The sequence below is a fragment of the Bacillus salipaludis genome (assembly GCF_004358205.1).
In genome coordinates this window covers 118,388-138,624 of the sequence record NZ_SMYO01000004.1, presented here as the reverse complement: position 1 = coordinate 138,624, position 20,237 = coordinate 118,388, and the positions used below count along the sequence as shown (strand labels likewise).

General features: G+C 40.2%; 20 protein-coding genes and 1 riboswitch. Of the genes, 9 read left to right on the top strand and 11 right to left on the bottom strand.

Translation table 11 applies throughout. From position 1 onward, the window contains the following. The first annotated feature begins 256 nt into the window (after positions 1-256). A complete protein-coding gene (locus E2K98_RS08890; RefSeq protein ID WP_133333901.1) occupies positions 257-886 on the top strand; it encodes a hypothetical protein in 630 nt (209 codons plus the stop codon). Between the two features lie 32 nt (positions 887-918). Here the strand turns inward: E2K98_RS08890 and E2K98_RS08885 are convergent, their stop codons facing one another. Continuing rightward, positions 919-1,767: a CPBP family glutamic-type intramembrane protease gene (locus tag E2K98_RS08885; RefSeq protein ID WP_133333900.1), complete on the bottom strand. Its 849-nt coding sequence runs from the start codon at positions 1,765-1,767 to the stop codon at positions 919-921. Positions 1,768-2,315: 548 nt separating this feature from the next. Here E2K98_RS08885 and E2K98_RS08880 point away from each other — a divergent pair. Continuing rightward, on the top strand, positions 2,316-2,909 hold the full coding sequence (locus E2K98_RS08880; protein ID WP_133333899.1) for a DUF5317 domain-containing protein: 594 nt from the start codon (positions 2,316-2,318) through the stop codon (positions 2,907-2,909). A 171-nt stretch (positions 2,910-3,080) separates the two neighbouring features. Beyond that, a complete protein-coding gene (locus tag E2K98_RS08875) occupies positions 3,081-4,922 on the top strand; it encodes a bifunctional diguanylate cyclase/phosphohydrolase (RefSeq protein ID WP_133333898.1) in 1,842 nt (613 codons plus the stop codon). An 851-nt stretch (positions 4,923-5,773) separates the two neighbouring features. Here E2K98_RS08875 and E2K98_RS32005 read toward each other — a convergent pair. Next, positions 5,774-5,908 carry a hypothetical protein gene (locus E2K98_RS32005; protein WP_268884054.1) on the bottom strand — a complete coding sequence of 45 codons (135 nt, stop codon included), beginning with the start codon at positions 5,906-5,908 and terminating at the stop codon, positions 5,774-5,776. 435 nt (positions 5,909-6,343) lie between these two features. On the opposite strand from E2K98_RS32005, the gene E2K98_RS08865 reads away from it, so the two are divergent. Further along, a complete protein-coding gene (locus E2K98_RS08865; protein WP_235824766.1) occupies positions 6,344-7,420 on the top strand; it encodes a multicopper oxidase domain-containing protein in 1,077 nt (358 codons plus the stop codon). Between the two features lie 195 nt (positions 7,421-7,615). Next, positions 7,616-7,786, top strand: coding sequence for a hypothetical protein (locus E2K98_RS08860; RefSeq protein WP_026575864.1), 171 nt, complete (start codon positions 7,616-7,618; stop codon positions 7,784-7,786). Between the two features lie 89 nt (positions 7,787-7,875). On the opposite strand, the gene E2K98_RS30870 is transcribed toward E2K98_RS08860, so the two are convergent. The 3 genes from E2K98_RS30870 to wecB form a co-directional block, all read right to left on the bottom strand. After that, positions 7,876-8,049, bottom strand: a complete 174-nt coding sequence (locus tag E2K98_RS30870; RefSeq protein WP_155925749.1) for a hypothetical protein — start codon at positions 8,047-8,049, stop codon at positions 7,876-7,878. 97 nt (positions 8,050-8,146) lie between these two features. After that, positions 8,147-8,235, bottom strand: a riboswitch (cyclic di-GMP riboswitch). A gap of 57 nt (positions 8,236-8,292) precedes the next feature. Continuing rightward, positions 8,293-8,682: an SMU1112c/YaeR family gloxylase I-like metalloprotein gene (gloA2, locus tag E2K98_RS08855; protein WP_133333896.1), complete on the bottom strand. Its 390-nt coding sequence runs from the start codon at positions 8,680-8,682 to the stop codon at positions 8,293-8,295. Positions 8,683-8,942: 260 nt separating this feature from the next. Continuing rightward, a complete protein-coding gene (gene wecB / locus E2K98_RS08850) occupies positions 8,943-10,088 on the bottom strand; it encodes a non-hydrolyzing UDP-N-acetylglucosamine 2-epimerase (protein WP_133333895.1) in 1,146 nt (381 codons plus the stop codon). A 308-nt stretch (positions 10,089-10,396) separates the two neighbouring features. Between wecB and E2K98_RS08845 the strand changes: the two genes are divergently transcribed. Continuing rightward, the gene (locus E2K98_RS08845) at positions 10,397-11,227 is read left to right on the top strand and encodes a M15 family metallopeptidase (RefSeq protein ID WP_133333894.1); all 831 of its coding nucleotides are present in this window, start codon (positions 10,397-10,399) and stop codon (positions 11,225-11,227) included. Positions 11,228-11,286: 59 nt separating this feature from the next. Here E2K98_RS08845 and E2K98_RS08840 read toward each other — a convergent pair whose 3' ends face one another. Both E2K98_RS08840 and E2K98_RS08835 read right to left on the bottom strand, forming a co-directional pair. Then, positions 11,287-12,465: a toxic anion resistance protein gene (locus tag E2K98_RS08840; RefSeq protein WP_133333893.1), complete on the bottom strand. Its 1,179-nt coding sequence runs from the start codon at positions 12,463-12,465 to the stop codon at positions 11,287-11,289. Then, positions 12,462-13,118, bottom strand: a complete 657-nt coding sequence (locus tag E2K98_RS08835) for a 5-bromo-4-chloroindolyl phosphate hydrolysis family protein (protein ID WP_133333892.1) — start codon at positions 13,116-13,118, stop codon at positions 12,462-12,464. The genes E2K98_RS08840 and E2K98_RS08835 overlap by 4 nt, the downstream gene beginning before the upstream one ends. 419 nt (positions 13,119-13,537) lie before the next feature. On the opposite strand from E2K98_RS08835, the gene E2K98_RS08830 reads away from it, so the two are divergent. Then, positions 13,538-14,296: an IclR family transcriptional regulator gene (locus tag E2K98_RS08830; RefSeq protein ID WP_133333891.1), complete on the top strand. Its 759-nt coding sequence runs from the start codon at positions 13,538-13,540 to the stop codon at positions 14,294-14,296. Positions 14,297-14,344: 48 nt separating this feature from the next. On the opposite strand, the gene accC is transcribed toward E2K98_RS08830, so the two are convergent. Genes accC through pxpB form a run of 4 tightly spaced genes read right to left on the bottom strand, consistent with a single transcriptional unit; the run spans position 14,345 to position 17,892 of the window. After that, the gene (gene accC, locus E2K98_RS08825; RefSeq protein ID WP_133333890.1) at positions 14,345-15,703 is read right to left on the bottom strand and encodes an acetyl-CoA carboxylase biotin carboxylase subunit; all 1,359 of its coding nucleotides are present in this window, start codon (positions 15,701-15,703) and stop codon (positions 14,345-14,347) included. Between the two features lies 1 nt (position 15,704). After that, complete coding sequence (accB, locus tag E2K98_RS08820) at positions 15,705-16,154, bottom strand: acetyl-CoA carboxylase biotin carboxyl carrier protein (RefSeq protein WP_165976223.1); 450 nt, start codon at positions 16,152-16,154, stop codon at positions 15,705-15,707. Positions 16,155-16,168: 14 nt separating this feature from the next. Then, positions 16,169-17,161: a 5-oxoprolinase subunit C family protein gene (locus tag E2K98_RS08815; RefSeq protein WP_133333888.1), complete on the bottom strand. Its 993-nt coding sequence runs from the start codon at positions 17,159-17,161 to the stop codon at positions 16,169-16,171. Next, positions 17,158-17,892: a 5-oxoprolinase subunit PxpB gene (gene pxpB, locus E2K98_RS08810; RefSeq protein WP_133333887.1), complete on the bottom strand. Its 735-nt coding sequence runs from the start codon at positions 17,890-17,892 to the stop codon at positions 17,158-17,160. The genes E2K98_RS08815 and pxpB overlap by 4 nt, the downstream gene beginning before the upstream one ends. A gap of 297 nt (positions 17,893-18,189) precedes the next feature. Between pxpB and E2K98_RS08805 the strand changes: the two genes are divergently transcribed. Together E2K98_RS08805 and E2K98_RS08800 are read left to right on the top strand one after the other, a co-directional pair. Continuing rightward, a complete protein-coding gene (locus E2K98_RS08805; protein ID WP_133333886.1) occupies positions 18,190-18,954 on the top strand; it encodes a LamB/YcsF family protein in 765 nt (254 codons plus the stop codon). A 16-nt stretch (positions 18,955-18,970) separates the two neighbouring features. Continuing rightward, positions 18,971-20,215, top strand: a complete 1,245-nt coding sequence (locus E2K98_RS08800) for an NRAMP family divalent metal transporter (protein ID WP_133333885.1) — start codon at positions 18,971-18,973, stop codon at positions 20,213-20,215. The last annotated feature ends 22 nt before the right edge of the window (positions 20,216-20,237 follow it).

Genomic DNA, 20,237 nt, shown 5'->3' with positions numbered 1-20,237 from the left:
CTTCTTCTTTTAAAAATGGAGTGTCCATCATTGTTTTCACTAATCATAGTACTGTATCAGGCGAAATGATTAGCAATAGAGGAGAAAATGGGATTTCCATGTACAAACCTCTGCTCATCTGTGAAAAAATAAAATCTTAATAGTCTAAACCACTTCAAGGTAATATTTCTAAAATTTGGATATTATCTAGTTTTTTCATCCTATTTTATTGTATTTTTGGTATGACTAGTTTAATTTATTATTTTGGAGGTTCATGATGCTGACCCCGGCGCAACAAAAGATCCGTCAAGAGCTTGAAGAACTGCAAATAAAAGGGCTTCTTCAAACAGAACAAAAAAACATTCATCCTCAAATTGTGCATCAGTCCAATCGTGACAAGAGTGGCTTTAGGATTACAGGAACGGTTTTATTCATTTTCGTCCTTCTCATTTTTTCTTTAGCGATTTACAACAAGATTACCATTGAAATGAAAGAATCCTTAATCAGCTATCTAGCTAAGGCACAGAAACTGAATAGAAAAGGTGACCGAATATTGGACAATATTAGGTCCGAACCGAGCCCTTCGAGAGACAAAATCATTCAAGCATTATCAATGCAAAGGAAACTAAATGAAAAGGCAAAGGATTTGAAAGCCCCTGCTAATTTCTCAGAACTGAAGAGTGACTTTCTTACAGTAAACGAAGAACGGTTGAAGATTTTAACTGACATGCTAAAAAATAACCTAACAGGTATGACACCCTCTTTGAACCAATTATATGTAAAGCAGGAACTGGAAAAGGATCGTTTAATACGTGCATTTCAGAAAGCTTCAATTAAATATAAAAAGTATGAGAATGGGACCATTCAATATTGGTATAAAAAACATTCCTATGTATATGGTGTATAATAAAACAGGGAATGCCTTAGGTGGCATCCCCTTTAATCTGTGAGTTCTATGGATTGCTGTGTTTTCTCAAATTTTAAAAGAATAATATGAAGAATAAAGGCGGCAAGGGCAAAGGTTTCAACCGCATAATGAAAATAATTCCATGACAAGGTGGTTGTAATATCGTAAACCGAGTGGACGATGACCGTCACCCAGAGGCTTCGTGTCCACAATAGAATTAGTCCTAAAATCAGTCCCATATTGGCAAAGGTTACAATTGCTCCAATCCGGACAGGCCAGGTTTGGACAGTATCCAATGTATGGTCGATACCAAAGAGAATCGATGTGAAAAAGAGGGCAAATAAGATAAATATGTCCCTTGAGCCATTTTCCCAGCGGCGAGGGAAAATCTTTTTACAGACAATTAAAACAAGAATGATATAGCCTAAGCGCCAAACTTCTTCGAGCCCGGCAAGAGTATCATTATATAAATCAGAACCGACGCTATCAATCGTCGAAAAAAACGTAGAAGTGGCTCCGTCAATTGTCGTTTGCGGGTCAGTATAGACTTGAACATATTGATCGTAATTCTTGTTAAAGGCTGGGAAGGCTAGATTCGAATATATATTGATAATCGTGCTCCCAATAAAAAAAACTAGGAAGGCACCGGTAAATTGAAGGGCGCGTTGACGCTTTGTCGGCCGACCACTTGTCGCGTCAACAATTCTGTGATGCAATTTCCAGCCAATAAAGAAAGACGCGACCATAATCGCATCATATAAAGTACCCGCCAAATAGGTGTATCTCATAAAATAAAGAACTATTTCAGCACCAAGCGTTATGACAAGGATGGCCGCCAGCGTTTTTTTTGAAAGCGGCTTCGTTAGATTGGTTGTCAACATCTTTCTTCCCCCTTCCCCATTGACTGTACATCTCTTACCTGCTCAAGAAATGCACTGCGAAAAATCCAACTCCATTTAAGAAAAGAAGAAAAAAGGAACAGGCGATCAGCCATTTCCATTTTCGTGTCATGAATTTTTCCCCTTTTTTAGATTGTAATATTAATAACTTACCATATGGATAGGCAAATATCTCTATCGTTATCTTCATTTTAATCAATTTTGATTCCTAATGACTAGAAATATACTGGTTCAATTGGGAATAGACTTCCAAATAATAATTTGGCCAAGATATTTATTTTTCTGCCATAGAATTTTTCGTGTTTCGTATTTTTCACAAAAGACATCAATAGACCTATTTACAGGTTATTTTTTACAAAATTCGTCAATTTTATAAGGCCAAAGACACATTTTTCATCTTTTCCCAAAAAATATTCTTGCCTTCAACATTTTCCACCATTTATCATTATTTTGGGAATATTTTAACTCAACCGGGAATTTAAAATATTACTATTGTTCCATAAAAATATGATCATAGGCAGGTACTTTTTATGGTATTTGACGGAATTATTCTTTCTTTTATTGTCGGATTTTTACGAAAAGGCGATGTAAGAGCGCTAGCACACCTGAAACTTAAGTGGGGTTGGATGTTTCCACTGTTATTGGCAATTGAATTGATTGTGTTCTTTTTACAAAACCACTTTAAATTTCTCGGAAAGGTAAGCGGTTCCATATACATTGCAGTTTATGTGATTGGTTTACTCTTTTTATGGATGAACCGCAAGAACCCTGGATTTCTATTGATTTTAGCAGGAGTCTTTCTTAACTTTCTTGTCATGGTTATGAATGGTGGACGAATGCCGGTCTCGCCAGAAGCAGCTACCGTTTTAGACCCCAGTTATGTAACCGCTCTTAAAGAAGGACTATATGCAAAGCACACGATGTTAACATCATCAACTCATCTTGGTATTTTAGGAGATATCATTCCCATCACGAAGCCTTATCCTCGCACACAAATCATTAGCATCGGCGACATCATTATGAATATCGGAATTTTCTTCTTTATTCAACATCTTATGATTCATCCCCCACTTTCAAAAGGAACAAAGTCAGTTTCACTCTCCTTGAAAGGAGGTGAAAAATAATGAAAAACGAACAAAAACACGGCATCAAATTAACAAGTGTATTGTACAATGCCATCATCATTGGCTCTGTAATTATTGCGTTAACATCTGGATTTAAGTTAGTTTAATAGTATAATAATTAGGAGAAGTTTTTAAAAACTTCTCCTAAATTTATTCATGTGAGTGATGAAAATGAGTATAGTAAAGACGCCCATTAACCGATATCTTTCACTTGTTTCAGCATTAGGAATAATTTCCTTTCTATTCCTAAACGACTTCAAACAGCACTCTACGATGGAATGGATTATGATTTCGGCAATTACCGGATCAATTCTTCTTCTAAATCATTACACAATCTTACTCCCTCCGAAGGGGAATTCCTTGTCCATGGATTCTTCCATTTATTTAGCAAGTCTTTTTTTATTCGGTGTTCATTTCACTTTAAATATTTTAATGATTCATTCGATTATTTTTGCAGTTACCCAACGAAAAATCGTGTGGTGGAAGCATCTGTTTAATTTCTCTATTTATTCTTTGATGATTAGTGGTGCCTATTACTCATTTATACTCACTGGCGGACATATTGGTAATATACATATTGAAAATATCCTCTCTTATGTGATTTCTTTAAGTGTATACTTTGTGATTAATGTACTGTTAATTGGGATTTACTTCATATTAGATGCCTCTGAAAGTTTGGTAGAAGTTTTTAACGGAGTCATTAAAGAAACGATTGCCACCTACTTGAGTACTCTTATGTTATCGCTTGTATTAGTCATTTTAATGCAGACCGAGGAATTACTAGGTATCTTCCTGTTTACATATATTTCGTTCCTATTATCCTTAGCATTTAAACAGCATTTTCAATTATTTAAGGACATTTCAGAAAAAGCAAACAAGGATTTTCTGACGGGTCTCAATAATCACGGGTATTTTAAAGAGCTTTTAGAAAAAGAGTTAGCTGTCGCAAAGGAAAGTGAACAGCCACTAAGCCTTGCTTTACTGGACATTGATGATTTTAAAAAATACAACGATCTTTACGGGCATATTCAAGGCGACTATTTACTTGAGAAATTTGGCGGCATCTTAAAAGAGGAAACGGAAGCGAAAAATTATACTGTTGCCCGTTACGGCGGCGAAGAGTTTTCCATCTTCATGCCAAATACCAACCGCAAGCAGGCCTTTACATTTATGAATGAGCTGCGAAAAAAGGCGAATGATACCTATTTTAAAGGCGTAGAAGGGCTACCATACGGCTGCCTATCTTTTTCAGCTGGGATTGCACAATGTGAAAAAGAGACCTACAATATTTCCGAGCTGCTCAATAAGGCCGATAAGGCGATGTACGCCGCGAAAGACCAAGGCAAAAACCTTGTTCAAGTATTTAATGAGCATTCAGATTATTCCATCGGTCGCTCCCTTTCTCTTGAAAAAGATCTAGAAGGGGCTGAACAGCAGTTAAAGATTTTCCTGTCAAAGGATGTTTACACCTATCGGCATAGTAAGCGGGTGTACCAATATGCCGTTGATTTTTCGAGGACGTTAGGCTTGAGTGACCATGAGCGGAAAACGCTTATTCTTGGAGCGTTAATTCACGATATTGGAAAAATTGAAATTCCCCGCGATATATTAAATAAAAAAGGAAAGCTGGACTCACATGAGTGGGAAATGATGAAAAAGCATGTGACGTGGGGCAAGGAGATCATTTCAACGAATAAAAAGCTCGACGACTTGATTCCTCTTGTAGAGCTTCATCATGAACGCTATGACGGTTTTGGGTATCCATATGGTCTCGCTGGAAAGTCGATACCGAAGCTGGCCAGGATTCTCTGTGTAATTGATTCGTTTGATGCCATGACGACGGAAAGACCGTACCAAAAAACGAAAACCTACTATGAAGCGATGGTCGAGTTACGGGATTGTTCCGGAAAACAATTTGACCCACGATTCGTTGAACCGTTTATTAACATGATCAAGCAGCTTTATGATGTGAAGGAAGAAGAGAAGTCCGAATTGGTTGCGGTGAATGGATAGCTTGGTTTTTTGCTTGATGTCATTGTGGACTGGATGCTCGATGGATTTTTGATAGACAGCTTGCTTGCTTTTTGGATTGATTTTGTCCTTCCTCGCCACATGAAGGATATTTCTTTGGTTTTTTCAACGATTTTTGGTCTTCATCCACCTGATGAAGACCATTTCTTTAGGTTTCTCTACGAGTTTTGGCCTTCATCCACCTAATGAAGACCATTTCTTTGGGTTTCTCTACGAGTTTTGGTCTTCATCCACCTGATGAAGACTATTTCTTTAGGTCTATCTACGATTTTGGGTCTTCATCCACCTGATGAACACCATTTCTTTGGGTTTCTCTACGAGTTTTGGCCTTCATCCACCTGATGAACACCATTTCTTTGGGTCTCTCTACGAGTTTTGGCTTTCATCCACCTGATGAAGACCATTTTTTAGGTTTCTCTACGAGTTTTGGCCTTCATCCACCTGATGAGGACCATTTCTTTAGGTTTCTCTACGAGTTTTGGCCTTCATCCACCTGATGAAGACCATTTCTTTAGGTTTCTCTACGAGTTTTGGCCTTCATCCACCTAATGAGGACCATTTCTTTGGGTTTCTCTACGAGTTTTGGCCTTCATCCACCTGATGAAGACCATTTCTTTGGGTTTCTCTACGGGTTTTGGCCTTCATCCACCTGATGAAGACCATTTCTTTGGGTCTCTCTACGAGTTTTAGTCTTCATCCACCTGATGAAGACCATTTCTTTAGGTTTCTCTACGAGTTTTGGCCTTCATCCACCTAATGAGGACCATTTCTTTGGGCCTCTCTACTGGTTTTGGCCTTCATCCACCTAATGAGGACCATTTCTTTGATCCTCTCTACTGGTTTTGGCCTTCATCCACCTCTTCTTTATTCTCAACAATTTCCTTTAGTTCACCTGTGTCCCCTTTTGCATTGATTACCTCAAATATTTGATTTAAACCTTCACTTGTTTCGTCCTGTTCCTTTTTCAAACTGATCCCTCCAAATTTTTATAATTTACACTATTAGAATGTCCTAAATACCGCTTATTCACACAAACTATATACCTATGTTTTTCACTATGTTTACCTTGCTCACCATTTCACAATTTGTTCACTGGGTACCCCTCTTTAAGTGAATAATATCACTCGTTCCATATCCCCCCGAGAATAAAATGAAAGTGTAATCAAATTACAAGAAAAGCGTAAGCGCCATAGTCAGACCCAACAGCTGCTTGCAGTCCTGGCGGTGAAGTCGTTCTCTGACTTCATCGCCAGGACTGCAGCGACCTCAAGGGGCTAGGCGCTGAAGCTAGACAATTAAACGGCTTAAAAAAGCCAAGGATATTAGGCACTAGAGGCAACTAACAATGACATACAAAACTATTCTTTTTTATAAAAAAATGAGGTTAAATGGAGGAGATTAAAATGAAAAAAGTGGGAAAAGTTGCAACGGTGATGATGACTTCTATGTTGGTATTAAGTGCTTGTAATACGACGAACTTGAAACTTGAAAAAAACGCCAAGAAGACTCCACAAGTAAGTGCTTCTGCCAACCATGATACTATGGAAAATATGAGCCATGGTAAATATGTGAATGAAAATACGATCCTACCTACTCAGAAAAATATGAACGAAAAAGCTACACCAGTTAAAATTAAACGTATTGGTAAGCATGAGGTTAATGTAACCATGACATCAACCGTAACAGATGTGCAAGTTGCACCAGATGTATTATATAAAGCTTGGACATTCAATGGCGAGGCTCCAGGTCCAGTTGTTATTGTGAATAAAGGTGATACAATCAACTTTACATTAGAGAATCATGACCCAACTGTAAATCACTCAATGGACTTCCATGCTGTGCATACTTCACCGACTAAGAATTTTGCTGATGTCAAACCGAATGATAAAGGTACTTTTACTTATAAAGCAAGCAATGTCGGAGTATTTATGTATCACTGTGGTACTGCTCCCGTTATGATGCATATTGCGAATGGTATGGTTGGGACAATCATTGTTAAAGATAATGCAAATCCATATCCTAATAAAGTGGATAAAGAGTATGTAGTGGTTAATAACGAATGGTTTGATAGCGGCAATGCCGAAGACATGAAGAATGGAAATCCTTCTCACTATACGATGAATGTTCGGGAACTCGCAAATGGTAAAGTTGGTGATACTCCATTCGTTGCGAAAGTTGGCGATAAGGTTCGTTTATACTTTGAAAATGTGGGTATGTCACAACCTGTTAGCTTCCACGTTGTAGGTACAGTTTTTGATGATGTATATCTTGATGGTAACCCTTATAACCACCTTAAAGGTATGCAATCAGTTATGATCCCTGCTAGTGGTGGAGCAGTTGTTGAATTTACTGTAGTAGAAGAAGGAACATATTCAGTATTGTCTCACCAATTTGATCAGGCTATGAAAGGTTCAATTGCTAAGTTAATTGTCACTAAAGATGGTAAGCTGCCTGCACAACCTGATGCAGCTAAACATTAATAGGCAGTCGTAAAAGCTTGAAAATTTGTTTTAATTAACCCCTCCCCCAAACGAAAGCAGGCTGGTCCAGTGGGCCAGCTTTCTTTCTGTTTCAGATGTTGTCGAAAAAATTTGACTCTCATCTGACAATTTTCTTCTAATCTCTCATTTAGTATTTGTTATGGTAGAGAAAAGCTAGATTTGGGGGCGATTAGCGTGCACTTTGAATTTTTGTTGGATGCAATCTTAGGAGAAAGACAAATTTTCCACATTATCGAATGCCCTGTATGTGGATTAGAGGAAATTTATTACGAAAACGCCAAAACCCATCGGCTGATTGGCCGGGCTTGCTCTAATTGTAATTTTGTTCAGAAGTTTGATTTTTAAGGATTGACCGACAAATCTCAATGTTAAACAGTCGTTTTTAATAAACATACTGAAAGCCTAGGATATTTTCCTAGGCTTTTTTGTAAAGATTAAGCTTCATCACATTGGTGTGCGAGTTCAACGGCTTTACTGTTGTGGTAGATGGCTTTGACCTTTAATTTTGATTTTAGCTCCTCGCAGAGACAGTCTTGCTGAAGCAGTTCATTGTGGCGGTACTGAAATAAATGCCAATAATACTTTCCTTTGGTGATAAAATTTTTCACACATATGGCCTCCCTTTTCGCTTTACACAAAATCGCAGGAGTGTTCGTGTTCGGTAACTGGCTGGCATTATTTTTAGAAAGAGAAAAGTAATATCCTTTCAGCGCGGTTTAGCTTTTCTTTTATAAAAAACATTAGCCCCTCTAGTTTTGCGTCACCATTTTTCAATGGGTTTGCCGTTTCGTACGATGATGTGTTATTACTAATATATTCCACCATGTAAGCGTTTTAAAGGGGAAAAAGGCCTATCCTCTTTCATAGAGCTCAATTGGAAGTCCATCGGGATCTGCAAAAAAGGTAAACTTCTTATTTGTCAGCGGATCGACCCGAATTGCCTCCACTTTCACTTTTTGTTCGATTAAATAGTGGACAGCCTGCTCAATTTCCCCTACTTCAAAGGCAAGATGTCTTAGCCCTGCTGCCTCCGGATAGCTCGGACGGCCCGGCGGGTCTGGAAAGGAAAACAGCTCAATTTGGTAGTCGCCGTTCACCTCAAGGTCTAACTTATAGGAGTCCCGTTCCACGCGATACACCTCATTTTTAGGAGTCAGCCCTAAGATTCGAACATAAAAATCTTTTGATTTTTGATAATCTGAACAAATGATGGCAACATGGTGGATTTTTAATAGATTCATAAGAAAGCCCTCTCTCTATTTAGCATTTTAGTGTTGGGTTAATCATCCTAAATGGTGTAATCACAGAAATTGGTCACAAATTGAAGTGAAATTTCATTTTATCTGCGCAGGTAGACAGATTATCTGCGATAAAGTGCATTTTATCTGCGTTCCTGCCTTATTTATCTGCGATAAAAGCAATTTTATTTGCGCAAATGATTTTCTAAAAAAATAGGCTGTTCCTAAAAGCCACTTTAGCGACTTTTGGAAACAGCTTCTGATTATTTTGCCCCCAGGTTAGCAGGTCTTTCCTTTTTAACGCCAAAATGATAAAGAATGGCTTCGACAATTCGTTCGGAGGCATGGCCGTCTCCGTATGGGTTTGACGCCTTCGCCATTTTATCATGGGCGTGCTGGTCAGTTAAAAGTTCATCGGCAAGCTGAAAAATCGTTTCCTCCTCAGTTCCGGCTAACTTTAAGGTTCCCGCTTCGACTCCTTCCGGGCGCTCGGTTGTATCGCGTAAAACGAGAACGGGTACCCCTAATGACGGTGCCTCCTCCTGCACACCGCCTGAGTCGGTTAAAATTAAGTACGCTCTTGAAGCGAAATTATGGAAATCAATCACATCAAGTGGTTCAATTAAGTGAATTCGATTGTTCTCACCTAGAATTCGGCCGGCAATTTCACGGACTACCGGATTCATATGAACCGGATAGACTACCTGGATATCTTCGTGTTTTTCAACCAATCTTCTGATGGCAGTAAACATATTTTCCATCGGCTTACCGGTATTTTCACGACGATGGGCCGTCATTAACACCAAACGGCTGCTTCCTAGTTGTTCTAGAACTGGATGGGAGTAATCTTTTTTCACCGTCGTGCTTAACGCATCAATGGCAGTATTTCCGGTTACAAAAATAGCTTCTTCTTTTTTATTCTCGATTAATAGGTTTTGTTTGGACTGAGCTGTCGGAGCAAAATGCAGGTCGGCCAAGACTCCCGTCAGTTGGCGGTTCATTTCCTCCGGATAGGGTGAATATTTATTCCTTGTCCGAAGCCCTGCCTCGACATGGCCAATTGGAATCGAATGATAGAAGGCAGCAAGGCTTGCAACAAAAGTGGTCGTTGTATCGCCATGAACGAGGACAATATCCGGTTTCACTTCCTGAAATACTTCATTTAAGCCTTCTAAGCTGCGGGTTGTCACATCAATCAGTGACTGTCTCGCTTTCATTATGTTTAAATCATAATCGGGCGTGATCTGAAAAATATGTAAAACCTGGTCCAGCATTTCCCGGTGTTGTGCTGTTACCGTCACAATTGATTGGATTTGTTCATGATTTTTCTCAAGTTCCTTTACAAGTGGAGCCATTTTTATGGCTTCCGGTCTTGTTCCAAAAACGGTCATTACCTTAATTTTCTCCATATGAGCCTCCAAAGTGTATCTACTGACAAAATCGTCCAACTTCATGATACCAAATTTTATAAAAAGGACAAAGGAAATCAGGTAAAGGGTAGGGGTTTTTGTGGAGAATTCCACTCTATATTTGAGTCTAATTCCTTAGAAATTTCCATTTAAACTGGCGAATATTTTTGTTATTCTAGAGAATGGCGTCACGGTTACAGATAACTTTTTCACAAGGTTGTAACTTCGTATTTTTATGATCGTCAAAAAACATAGGAGCATTTTTTTTAGGCTCTCTTGTATCATTTTATAAAAAAGGAAGTTTTGAAATGTTTAAATTATTATCAACAGGAGCATGTTGTTTTGTCCTATCGGTTTCTTTAGCAGCCTGCAGCTTTACTGGCCAAAATGCAGATCAAAAGCCAAAGGAAACGAATCAACCGAAGACGGAGCAAACGACTCCTCCAAAAACCGATACAAATACCGAATCGGATCAGCAAAATCAACATAAAACAGAAAGCCCCAAAAAACCTACGGTAAAAAAACCGAAGGGCGACAGTATCCAGACGGTTTCCAATCCGGAGAGTATTCCGGTCCTAGTAAACAAGCAAAATAAGCTCCCAGATAACTATAATCCGAAGGACTTGGTTGCTACAAAAGTTGATTTTGTCGGGGCGCCAGTGGGATCGGATAAGAGAAAAATGCGCAAGGAAGCAGCCGATGCACTGCAAAAACTGTTTGCAGGGGCGAAGAAGGATGGAGTGGTTCTGTTAGGTGTGTCGGCCTATCGTTCACACATTACCCAAGTTGCTTTATTTAATACCTATGTGAAACGGGATGGATATGAAAAGGCACGGACTTACAGTGCGCTGCCGGGCACGAGCGAGCATGAAACAGGGCTTTCCATCGATGTGACCGGAGGAGATGGAAGATGCGCTGCTTCCGATTGCTTCGGCGGAACCAAAGAAGCCGTTTGGCTGGAGAAGCATGTAGCAGAGTACGGCTTTATCATCCGTTATCCTAAGGGCAAAGAAGCAATAACCGGCTACCAATACGAACCTTGGCATATCCGTTACGTGGGCAAAGAAATTGCCACCAAGATTATGGACAAGGGAATTACGTTAGAAGAATATTATAATGCGACACCGGTAAACAAATAGCGGAGGGAAATTCGACAAAAATCGGGTGGTGCCAGGCACCACCCGATTTTTGTCAAATGTTATTTCCCCTTGATTTCAAGGAGTTTTATCCTTAGGTCATTTTCCATAGCAGCGAGTTCTTGTTCTGCGATGCGGCGTTTGTTGCGGCCTTCTTCTTGGATGCGCATGGTTTCTTCCAACGTTGTGATCAGGCTTTCTTGGGTTTTCTTTAAGGTTTCGATGTCGACGAGGCCGCGTTCGTTTTCTTTGGCGGTTTCAATCGTATTGGTTTTCAGCATTTCGGCATTTTTTAGCAATAGCTCATTGGTCGTCTTGGAAACCTGTTTTTGGGCCTCAACTGCATGGCGCTGTCGGATTAGCGTTAAAGCAATCGCCACTTGATTCTTCCAAAGCGGAATCGCCGTTACAATCGAAGACTGGATTTTTTCCACTAGGGCTTGGTTTGTATTTTGAATCAAGCGAATTTGCGGTGCACTCTGGATTGTGATTTCACGGCTCAGCTTCAAATCGTATAAGCGTTTATCCAATCGGTCAGCGAATTGGAGCATATCATTGACCTCCTGGAATTTCATCTGATCATTGGTTGCCTCGGCTGCTTTACGCAGCTGTGGAATAGTTTTTTCATGCATTTCCTCTAACTTAATTTCCCCTGCGGCAATATACACATTTAACGCATGAAAGTATTCTTTATTGGTTTCATAAAGCTGCTCAAGCAATTTGATATCCGACATCAGCACATTTTTGCTGCGCTCTAATTTTACGGTGATACGATCAATTTGTGCCCCCGTTTTTTGATATTTGGAAAGCACCTCTTGCATCGAGCTTGAAATTTTTCCAAACATACGGGCAAAAAAGGACGGCTTGCCCTCCTTTAGTTCATCCGGATTAACCTGGTTTAGGTGCTTCATTAAATCATTGATAATTTCGCCGATTTCCCCGACATCCTTTTTTTGAACATGTTCAAGCATCGCATGGGAAAAGGATAGCAGCTTCCCTTGTGCCTGCGTGCCATATAAAATCATCGCCTGGTGGTTGGCCGGGTCAATTTGCTCGGCAATCTGATAAGCCCTTGCCCGGTTTTCCTCGGGGATGACATTAATGAGTTTTACCGGCCTGTCGTCTGACTGGGTCTTCTGAAGGACAGCTTTTTGCACCGGGGAGGTTTCTAGGTCGCCAAATGGATCGGCGAGAATGTCGTCTAATAAATTTCCCGTTTTATTTACATTGTTTTCGTTCATTTCAACCACCTGTTTTCATCATCGAATTTTGCTTCTTTTTCCTTCTTAATCGTGTGTTTCGCCACATCAATTTCAAAATTTAAATGATCGATATCATCGGAAATCAGCTTATACAAGTCCTCTTCCAAGGTTTTGTTCAATTCATTTACCGTTCTCCTCGTCTCAGCTAACGACCGCTCGAGCTCCGCATTCTTTTTCGGCTGTGTTGAGAGAAATCCGTAGGTTTCAGAGAGCTCTACCACGGAGTCTAGATGAGAAAAATAAAAGGACTCTGCTTTATAAAAGCGTTTCGGTTCTTTCATTGTGATCTTATATATTTTTTTGGCGATGCGATGGATTTCAATTCTTTGTTTAACCGAAGTAATATCGCGGACTCCAAAAAGCGCCTTATTCAAGCGGCGGATTTTCCGCTTGGCCTCTGATAAATTTTTCATAATATATAAATATTCTTTTCGAGTTAACCGATGCTTTTTTAAAAAACGTGTTTGCATATACAAGCCAAGGAATAAATGTGTGATCACCCCAGCAGCAATCGCAAATGCACTGGAAAGCAGGAAGGGTTGGTTAAACGCAAAATTGCTAATTAGCCAAACAATGACCGTCATCGGTACGGCGACAAACGATCGAATAATCAACGAAATGATTGGGTTCATGTTAAATCGACTCCTGACCTTAATAGTCCTCTTTATTCATACGAGCAACATGGAATGAATGTTTCATTCTATTGTAAAAATCATGTACTGCTCTTCCATATTTCAACAATACACGAAAAAAATCCTGCTTTCCATTGACCTGGAAATGTAAAAAAGACTAAGACCTAAGACGTATATATTAGCTTATGAGGCAACGAGGAGAATATTGTTGATTCCACTTACAATCCCTGCCACAAATTTGTTATTATAATAGAAAAGCAGCTTATACCTTTATTTTTGGCTGTGTTAAACTTGGTTGTTGATTTCCGTTCCAGGATGCACGCTTTCCGCGGGAGACTCGCACCTTCCGCTCCAAACAACTTTGTTTAGAAATCAACATTGTTCTTTAACAAAGCCTTATTTTTAAAAGGAGTAACACTATGAATCATAAAAATAAAACGGTTGTCCGTTCAATGGATATTTTAAATTTATTTAAAAATCATGCGGCCTTAACCTTTCAAGAAATGATTGATTTATCAGGGATTCCGAAAACTTCCGTATATCGAATGTTAATGTCCTTAGAAGAAATGGAGTTTTTAGAAAAGGGGACGGATAACAAATATCGCTTAGGGCTGCTATTTCTTAAGTTTGGTCACCTTGTTTCATCCAGACTGGATATCCGAAAAATTGCCTATCCAATTATGCAAGAGCTGCATGACGATGTAGGGGAAGCGATCAACCTTATCGTTAAGCAAGGCGAAGAGGCAATCTATATAGAAAAAATTGATACAAACCAAAAGGTTCGTTTATATACCGCCATCGGTAGAAGGAGCCCGTTGTATGCGGGTGCTTGTGCTCGTACGATTTTATCTTTTTTACCCGAGCAAGAAATTCAAAGCTATTTGGATTCAGCGGAGTTTAAATCTTTTGCAAAGGGAACGATTACCGATAAGAGCGAGCTGTTGAGAACGATTCGCCAAGCACAGGAAAATGGGTATACGATTAGTTATTCGGAGTTAGAGGATCACACAGCTGCGATTGCGGCACCGATTTTCGACCATAAAGGTGACGTTATTGCCGGCATGAGTATTGCAGGAATTGAAGCCAATTATCAAAATGAAAACATCCGGATTTTCTCCGAAAAAATAAAAGCAGCAACAGAAGAAATTTCTAAACGGCTGGGTTATAGCCAGACATAAAAAACATCCTCTATGTACCTGGTTTAACAGGAAATAGAGGATGTTTTTTTAATAGTCTTTTATCTCTAATGAGTAAGTCTCAAGAAAATTTGTATTAAATTCTCCACTGGTAAAAACATCATTTTTCAGAAGTACTTGATGGAATGGAATCGTTGTCGCTACCCCTTTTACCGTAAACTCCTCTAAAGCACGAAGCATTTTCTTAATCGCTTCGTTTCTTGTCCGCCCATGAACAATTAATTTGGCGACCATCGAATCATAAAACGGTGGGATTTGGTAGCCGGCATAGATGGCTGAATCGACCCGTACCCCAAACCCCCCCGGTAAGCGATATTCTTCAATTTTACCTGGTGAAGGCATGAAGTTTTTGGCAGGATTTTCAGCATTAATTCTGCATTCAATCGCCCAGCCGTCCATGTCGACATCCTCTTGCTTCAACTTAATCGACTCGCCAGAAGCAATACGAATTTGTTCTTGAATCAAATCAACCCCTGTGACCATCTCTGTAACCGGATGCTCTACCTGAATCCGCGTATTCATCTCCATAAAATAGAAACGATCTTCTTTATAATCATAGATAAATTCAACTGTTCCCGCACCAACGTACTCAACCGCTTTTGCTGCTTGAACAGCCGCTTCCCCCATCTTTTCCCGGGTTTTCGCTGAAAGTGCTGGCGACGGGGTTTCTTCCACAAGTTTTTGCATTCTCCGCTGAATCGTACAATCGCGTTCCCCTAAGTGGATGACATTTCCGTATGTATCTGCAAGAATCTGAATTTCAATATGACGAAAATCTTCGATGAATTTTTCTAAATACACTTCCTGATTTCCGAATGCGGTTTTCGCTTCCTGCTGGGTCATTTCAATTCCTTTTGTTAATTCCCCTTCATTGCGCGCAACACGGATTCCTTTTCCACCCCCGCCTGCAGTGGCTTTAATGATGACCGGAAAGCCTATTTTTCTAGCAATCTCTAAACCATCTGCACAATCCTTTATCGTTCCATTTGAACCGGGTACAATCGGGACACCAGCTTTTTTCATCGTGTCTCTCGCAACATCCTTGATACCCATTTTTCGAATCGATTCTGGGGATGGACCGATAAATTCAATGTCGCACTTACGGCAATATTCAGCGAAATCCGCATTTTCGGCAAGAAATCCATACCCAGGATGGATTCCATCTACTTTTGTTAAGGTGGCTATACCGAGAATAGCCTCCACATTTAGGTAGCTTTCTTTTGAAGGCGCTCTGCCGATACAGTACGATTCATCTGCAAGTTTCACATGGAGCGCCTCCCGATCCGCTTCCGAAAAAACAGCAACCGTTTTAATCTCCATTTCTTTACATGCACGAATAATCCGGACTGCGATTTCCCCGCGATTGGCAATAAGGATTTTTTTTAGCAAATCAGCCACCAACCTTCACTAAAAACAGAGGCTGACCAAATTCGATGATCTGCCCATCTTTCACTAAAATTTCAATGATTTCTCCCTCTACATCTGAGACGACTTCATTAAATAGTTTCATAGCTTCTAATACACAAAGTGTCTGATTTTTTTCAATAACGGTTCCTACCTGTACAAAAGGGTCTGTATCGGGATTGGAACGGGAATAAAATGCGCCAATCATTGGGGACTTGATTTGGTGTAAACCTTCTTCTCTTTTGGGAGCAGGTTTTTCTGATTCCACAACCGCTGTCACGGATTCAGTTGTTTTCGTTTGCTGTTCTGTAAAATCAATAGTTGCGGCATCATGTTTTTGAAAGTATAATTTGATCTCCTGATTCTCTATCTTTAATACATCTAAAGAAGAGTGATCGAGTATTTCGATTAGTTCCTTTAGTTCATTCCATTTCATGATTTTGTTTCCTCTCATCCGAGTATTTTAAAGCGGATTCCTACTTTTATTTCATCGATGATTTTTTCCTTTGCTATTAGCTCTTTTTCCGCTTCTTCATGGGAAATTTCTTTAAAATGAATGACGGCATTCGGCTGCAGTTGCCCCATGCTTGGTAAATCAGCTGAAATAATCTGCCCTATTTTGGGATAGCCGCCAGTTGTCTGCCGGTCCGCCATTAGGACAATTGGGTTCCCGTTAGGCGGGACTTGAATCGTTCCAAATGTGACCCCTTCAGACAATAATTCAAATTTCTTTTTTAATGAAAGCTGCGGGCCTTCAATGCGATAGCCCATCCGATCGGCTTGGGTTGTGAGCTTAAACGGTTCCTGAAACAGGCTGGTTTTACTTTTTTCATCAAACCGTTCAAACTCGGTGCCCCTGATCACACGAATCGTCTGCGTCTGCTGTAAGTTAACTAGCTTTGTATAGTTGACGGACCAGGACGGGTTGCATTCCAATTTTTTTAATTTTGCGTTGATAGAATGACTCCGATCATTCATCTCACCGAAATCTAGGATATCCTCTTTTTGTAAAGCCCTGCCTTTAAAACCGCCAATTCCTGCGCGAAGATAGGTGCTTTTGCTTCCCATCACTTCAGGAACAGCAATCCCGCCGGCAAAGGCAACATAGGCGCGGCACCCATAGATTGCGGATTTGAATTGTAAGACAGACCCTTTTCTGACCAAAATCGGCCGCCAAGTTGCTGCTTTTTTACCGTCTATCACGGCCTGTAAATCGCCACCGGTAATCGCGATGATCCGTTCCTCTTCAAATAAAAGTGAAGTGCCGAATAAGGTGATTTCCATGGCCCCTTCATTTTCTTTATTTCCAACAAGCAGATTCGCTGCCCGGAGTGAATAAGAATCCATCGTTCCGCTGACAATGACACCATATTTTTGTGAACCATATCTCCCCAAGTCTTGTATGGTTGTTAGGAGTCCCGGGTGAAGTACTTTTACTGTCATTTGCTCCCCTCCTTATAGGCGTTAAATTCCTCAGGAGAAATCGAGAAAAATTTAATTTTATCTCCAGCTTTTAGTAAGGTCGGAGGTGTTAGATCCGGCCGAAATAAATCAAGCGGTGTACGGCCGATAATTTGCCATCCACCGGGCGTTTCCAATGGATAAATGCCCGTCTGCTTACCGGCAATTCCGACTGAACCTGGGACAATCGCGGTTCTTGGGCTTTCTCTTCGGGGAGTTGCAATTCTTTCGTCCATTCCTCCCATAAATGGAAACCCTGGAGCGAATCCAATCATATACACCAAACATTCACTTTCAGTATGAATTTGGATTACTTCTTCGGCTGATATTTTGTGAAAAGAAGCTACATATTCTAAATCCGGCCCATATTCTCCCCCATAGAGAACGGGAATTTCCACCAATCTCCCCTCAAAAACCTGCTGATCATCCATTCGCTCCAGTAAATCATTGAGGTTTGCACTCACTTTTTGAAATGGAGTCATTGGTTGAGGATTCACGATGGAATGGTGCACGACCACCGGATTGTAATAGATGGTAACATTCGTAAAAGCGGGTACGGACTCTACAAAGCCCTCAAATGGGTGATGGTTTACCATGGCTGAGAAGGCCTGAACCTTTTGTTGAATGGCCGGACTGATTTCATCCCCGAATTGGACAATCAGGGCTGCATCACCTAAAGGTTTGATGACGGTTTCATTTATACGAGAACACATTGTAAAACCTCCGATAGTTTCTATATTCGGAACTTATGTTTTAAAAAATGGATATACAATCATTATAATATTCGGAATTTAAAAAACAAGCTGTTTATTGTATAAAAATTATCCCTTTTTATATTTTTAGAAAATTCCTGATTTCTGTCTACTCAGATTTTTTATTTTATGATAGAATAAATTTAAATTTTAAAACTGCAATTCCTAATTTCGGAACTAAACTCCATTTTTCAAATGAAAACGCTTTATAAAAAGTGGAGTTTGGTAGGTTCCAATAAAAAATATAAGGAGGATAACATGGGATTTAAAGTGGACTTAAATTGCGATATTGGAGAGAGTTTTGGCAGATATCGCTTAGCCGAACAGAAAGAAATTTTAAAGTATGTGACATCTGCAAATATCGCTTGTGGTTTTCATGCTGGGGACCCGAGTGTAATGAGAGAAACGGTCAAACTTGCGATTGAAAATCAGGTGAAAATCGGCGCACATCCCGGACTGCCAGATTTAAATGGCTTTGGCCGCAGGGAAATGAAGATTACCCCACAGGAAGCCTATGACATGGCGGTCTATCAAATCGGGGCTCTTCAAGGTTTTTTATCTGTATATAACGAGAGTATGCAGCACGTAAAACCTCACGGTGCCTTATACAATATGGCAGCAAAGGATGCATTGCTCGCAGAAGCCATTGCCCAAGCGGTCTATGATGTTTCCCCTGAATTGGTCTTATTCGGACTTTCCGGAAGTGAATTGGTGAAGGCCGGAGAAAAGCTGGGTCTTGTAACTGCGCATGAAGTTTTCGCTGACCGCACCTATCAGACAGACGGTACGTTGACCTCCAGGTCGCAGTCGGATGCCTTAATTACTGATCAAGAAAAATCGGTCACACAAGTAATAAAAATGGTGACAGAAGGAAAAGTAACGTCACAGCAAAATACAGAAGTTTCATTAAAAGCAGATACGGTTTGCATCCATGGTGATGGCGAACATGCACTTGCTTTTGCAAAATATATTAAAGAGACATTAGAGCGAAATGATATCGCTGTATCATCCATCAGCACATAGATTGGGAGGAAACTAAATGATCGCGAAAAAAGTAGAAGTCGAAGAAAATGTAGCAGCAGAAAAAGCAAAAAAGAAAAAGAAAACCAGCACAAGTGTTTTGATGGGAGCCGCTTTTTTAATGGCTACATCCGCTATTGGCCCCGGTTTTTTAACACAAACAACTGTTTTTACGCAGCAATTGGCTGCAAGTTTTGCGTTTGTCATCTTACTATCATTACTTCTTGATGCTTTTGCACAGATCAATATTTGGCGGATTATCGTGGTTTCCGGATTGCGCGGCCAAGAGATCGCCAATAAGGTTTTACCCGGACTAGGAGTCTTTTTAGCCGTACTGATTGTTCTTGGCGGTCTTGCCTTTAATATTGGAAATGTCGCCGGAGCAGGTCTTGGACTAAATGCGATGCTCGGGTTGGATCCAAAAACCGGCGCTATCATTAGTGCTGCGTTTGCAATTTTTATTTTCCTTGTAAAAGAAGCAGGCAAAGCGATGGACAAGGTTGCCCAAGTTGCCGGTGCCATCATGATCCTCTTAATGATTTATGTTGCTTTCATCACCTCTCCTCCTGTTGGGGAAGCAATAGTCAATACGGTTGCACCAGAAAAAATTAGCATTTTTGCCATCGTAACGCTAGTTGGCGGGACAGTTGGCGGATACATTACCTTTGCCGGCGGACATCGTTTGTTAGATGCCGGAATTAAAGGGGTTGAATCCATACCAGAGGTGACAAAAAGTTCCGTAACTGGCATTGTTGTAACAGGTTTGATGCGTGTTGCCTTATTCTTAGCAGTACTTGGCGTGGTTTCAAAGGGTCTACAAATTGATGCAGCAAATCCTCCGGCTTCCGTTTTTCAATTAGCTGCAGGGCAGATCGGTTACCGTATGTTTGGAATCATCATGTGGGCAGCTGCGATTACTTCTGTTGTAGGAGCAGCATATACTTCGGTCTCATTTATTCGTTCTTTTAGTCCCGTGATTGAGAAATATCACAATTGGATTATTATCATATTTATCTTGGTTTCCACTTTGACATTTACGTTGGTTGGCAAACCGGTTAAAATTTTACTTTTGGTAGGTGCCCTCAATGCACTAATTTTACCAATTGCATTAGGAACCTTGTTAATTGGGGTTTATAAGAAAAATGTGGTTGGAGAATATAAACATCCACTGTGGCTGACGATTACTGGTGGAATCGTAGTTGTGGTCATGGGGTATTTAGGAATCGATACTTTAATTGAACAAATTCCTTTGCTTTTTAAATAGATTTCATAAAGGAAGGGTTAAA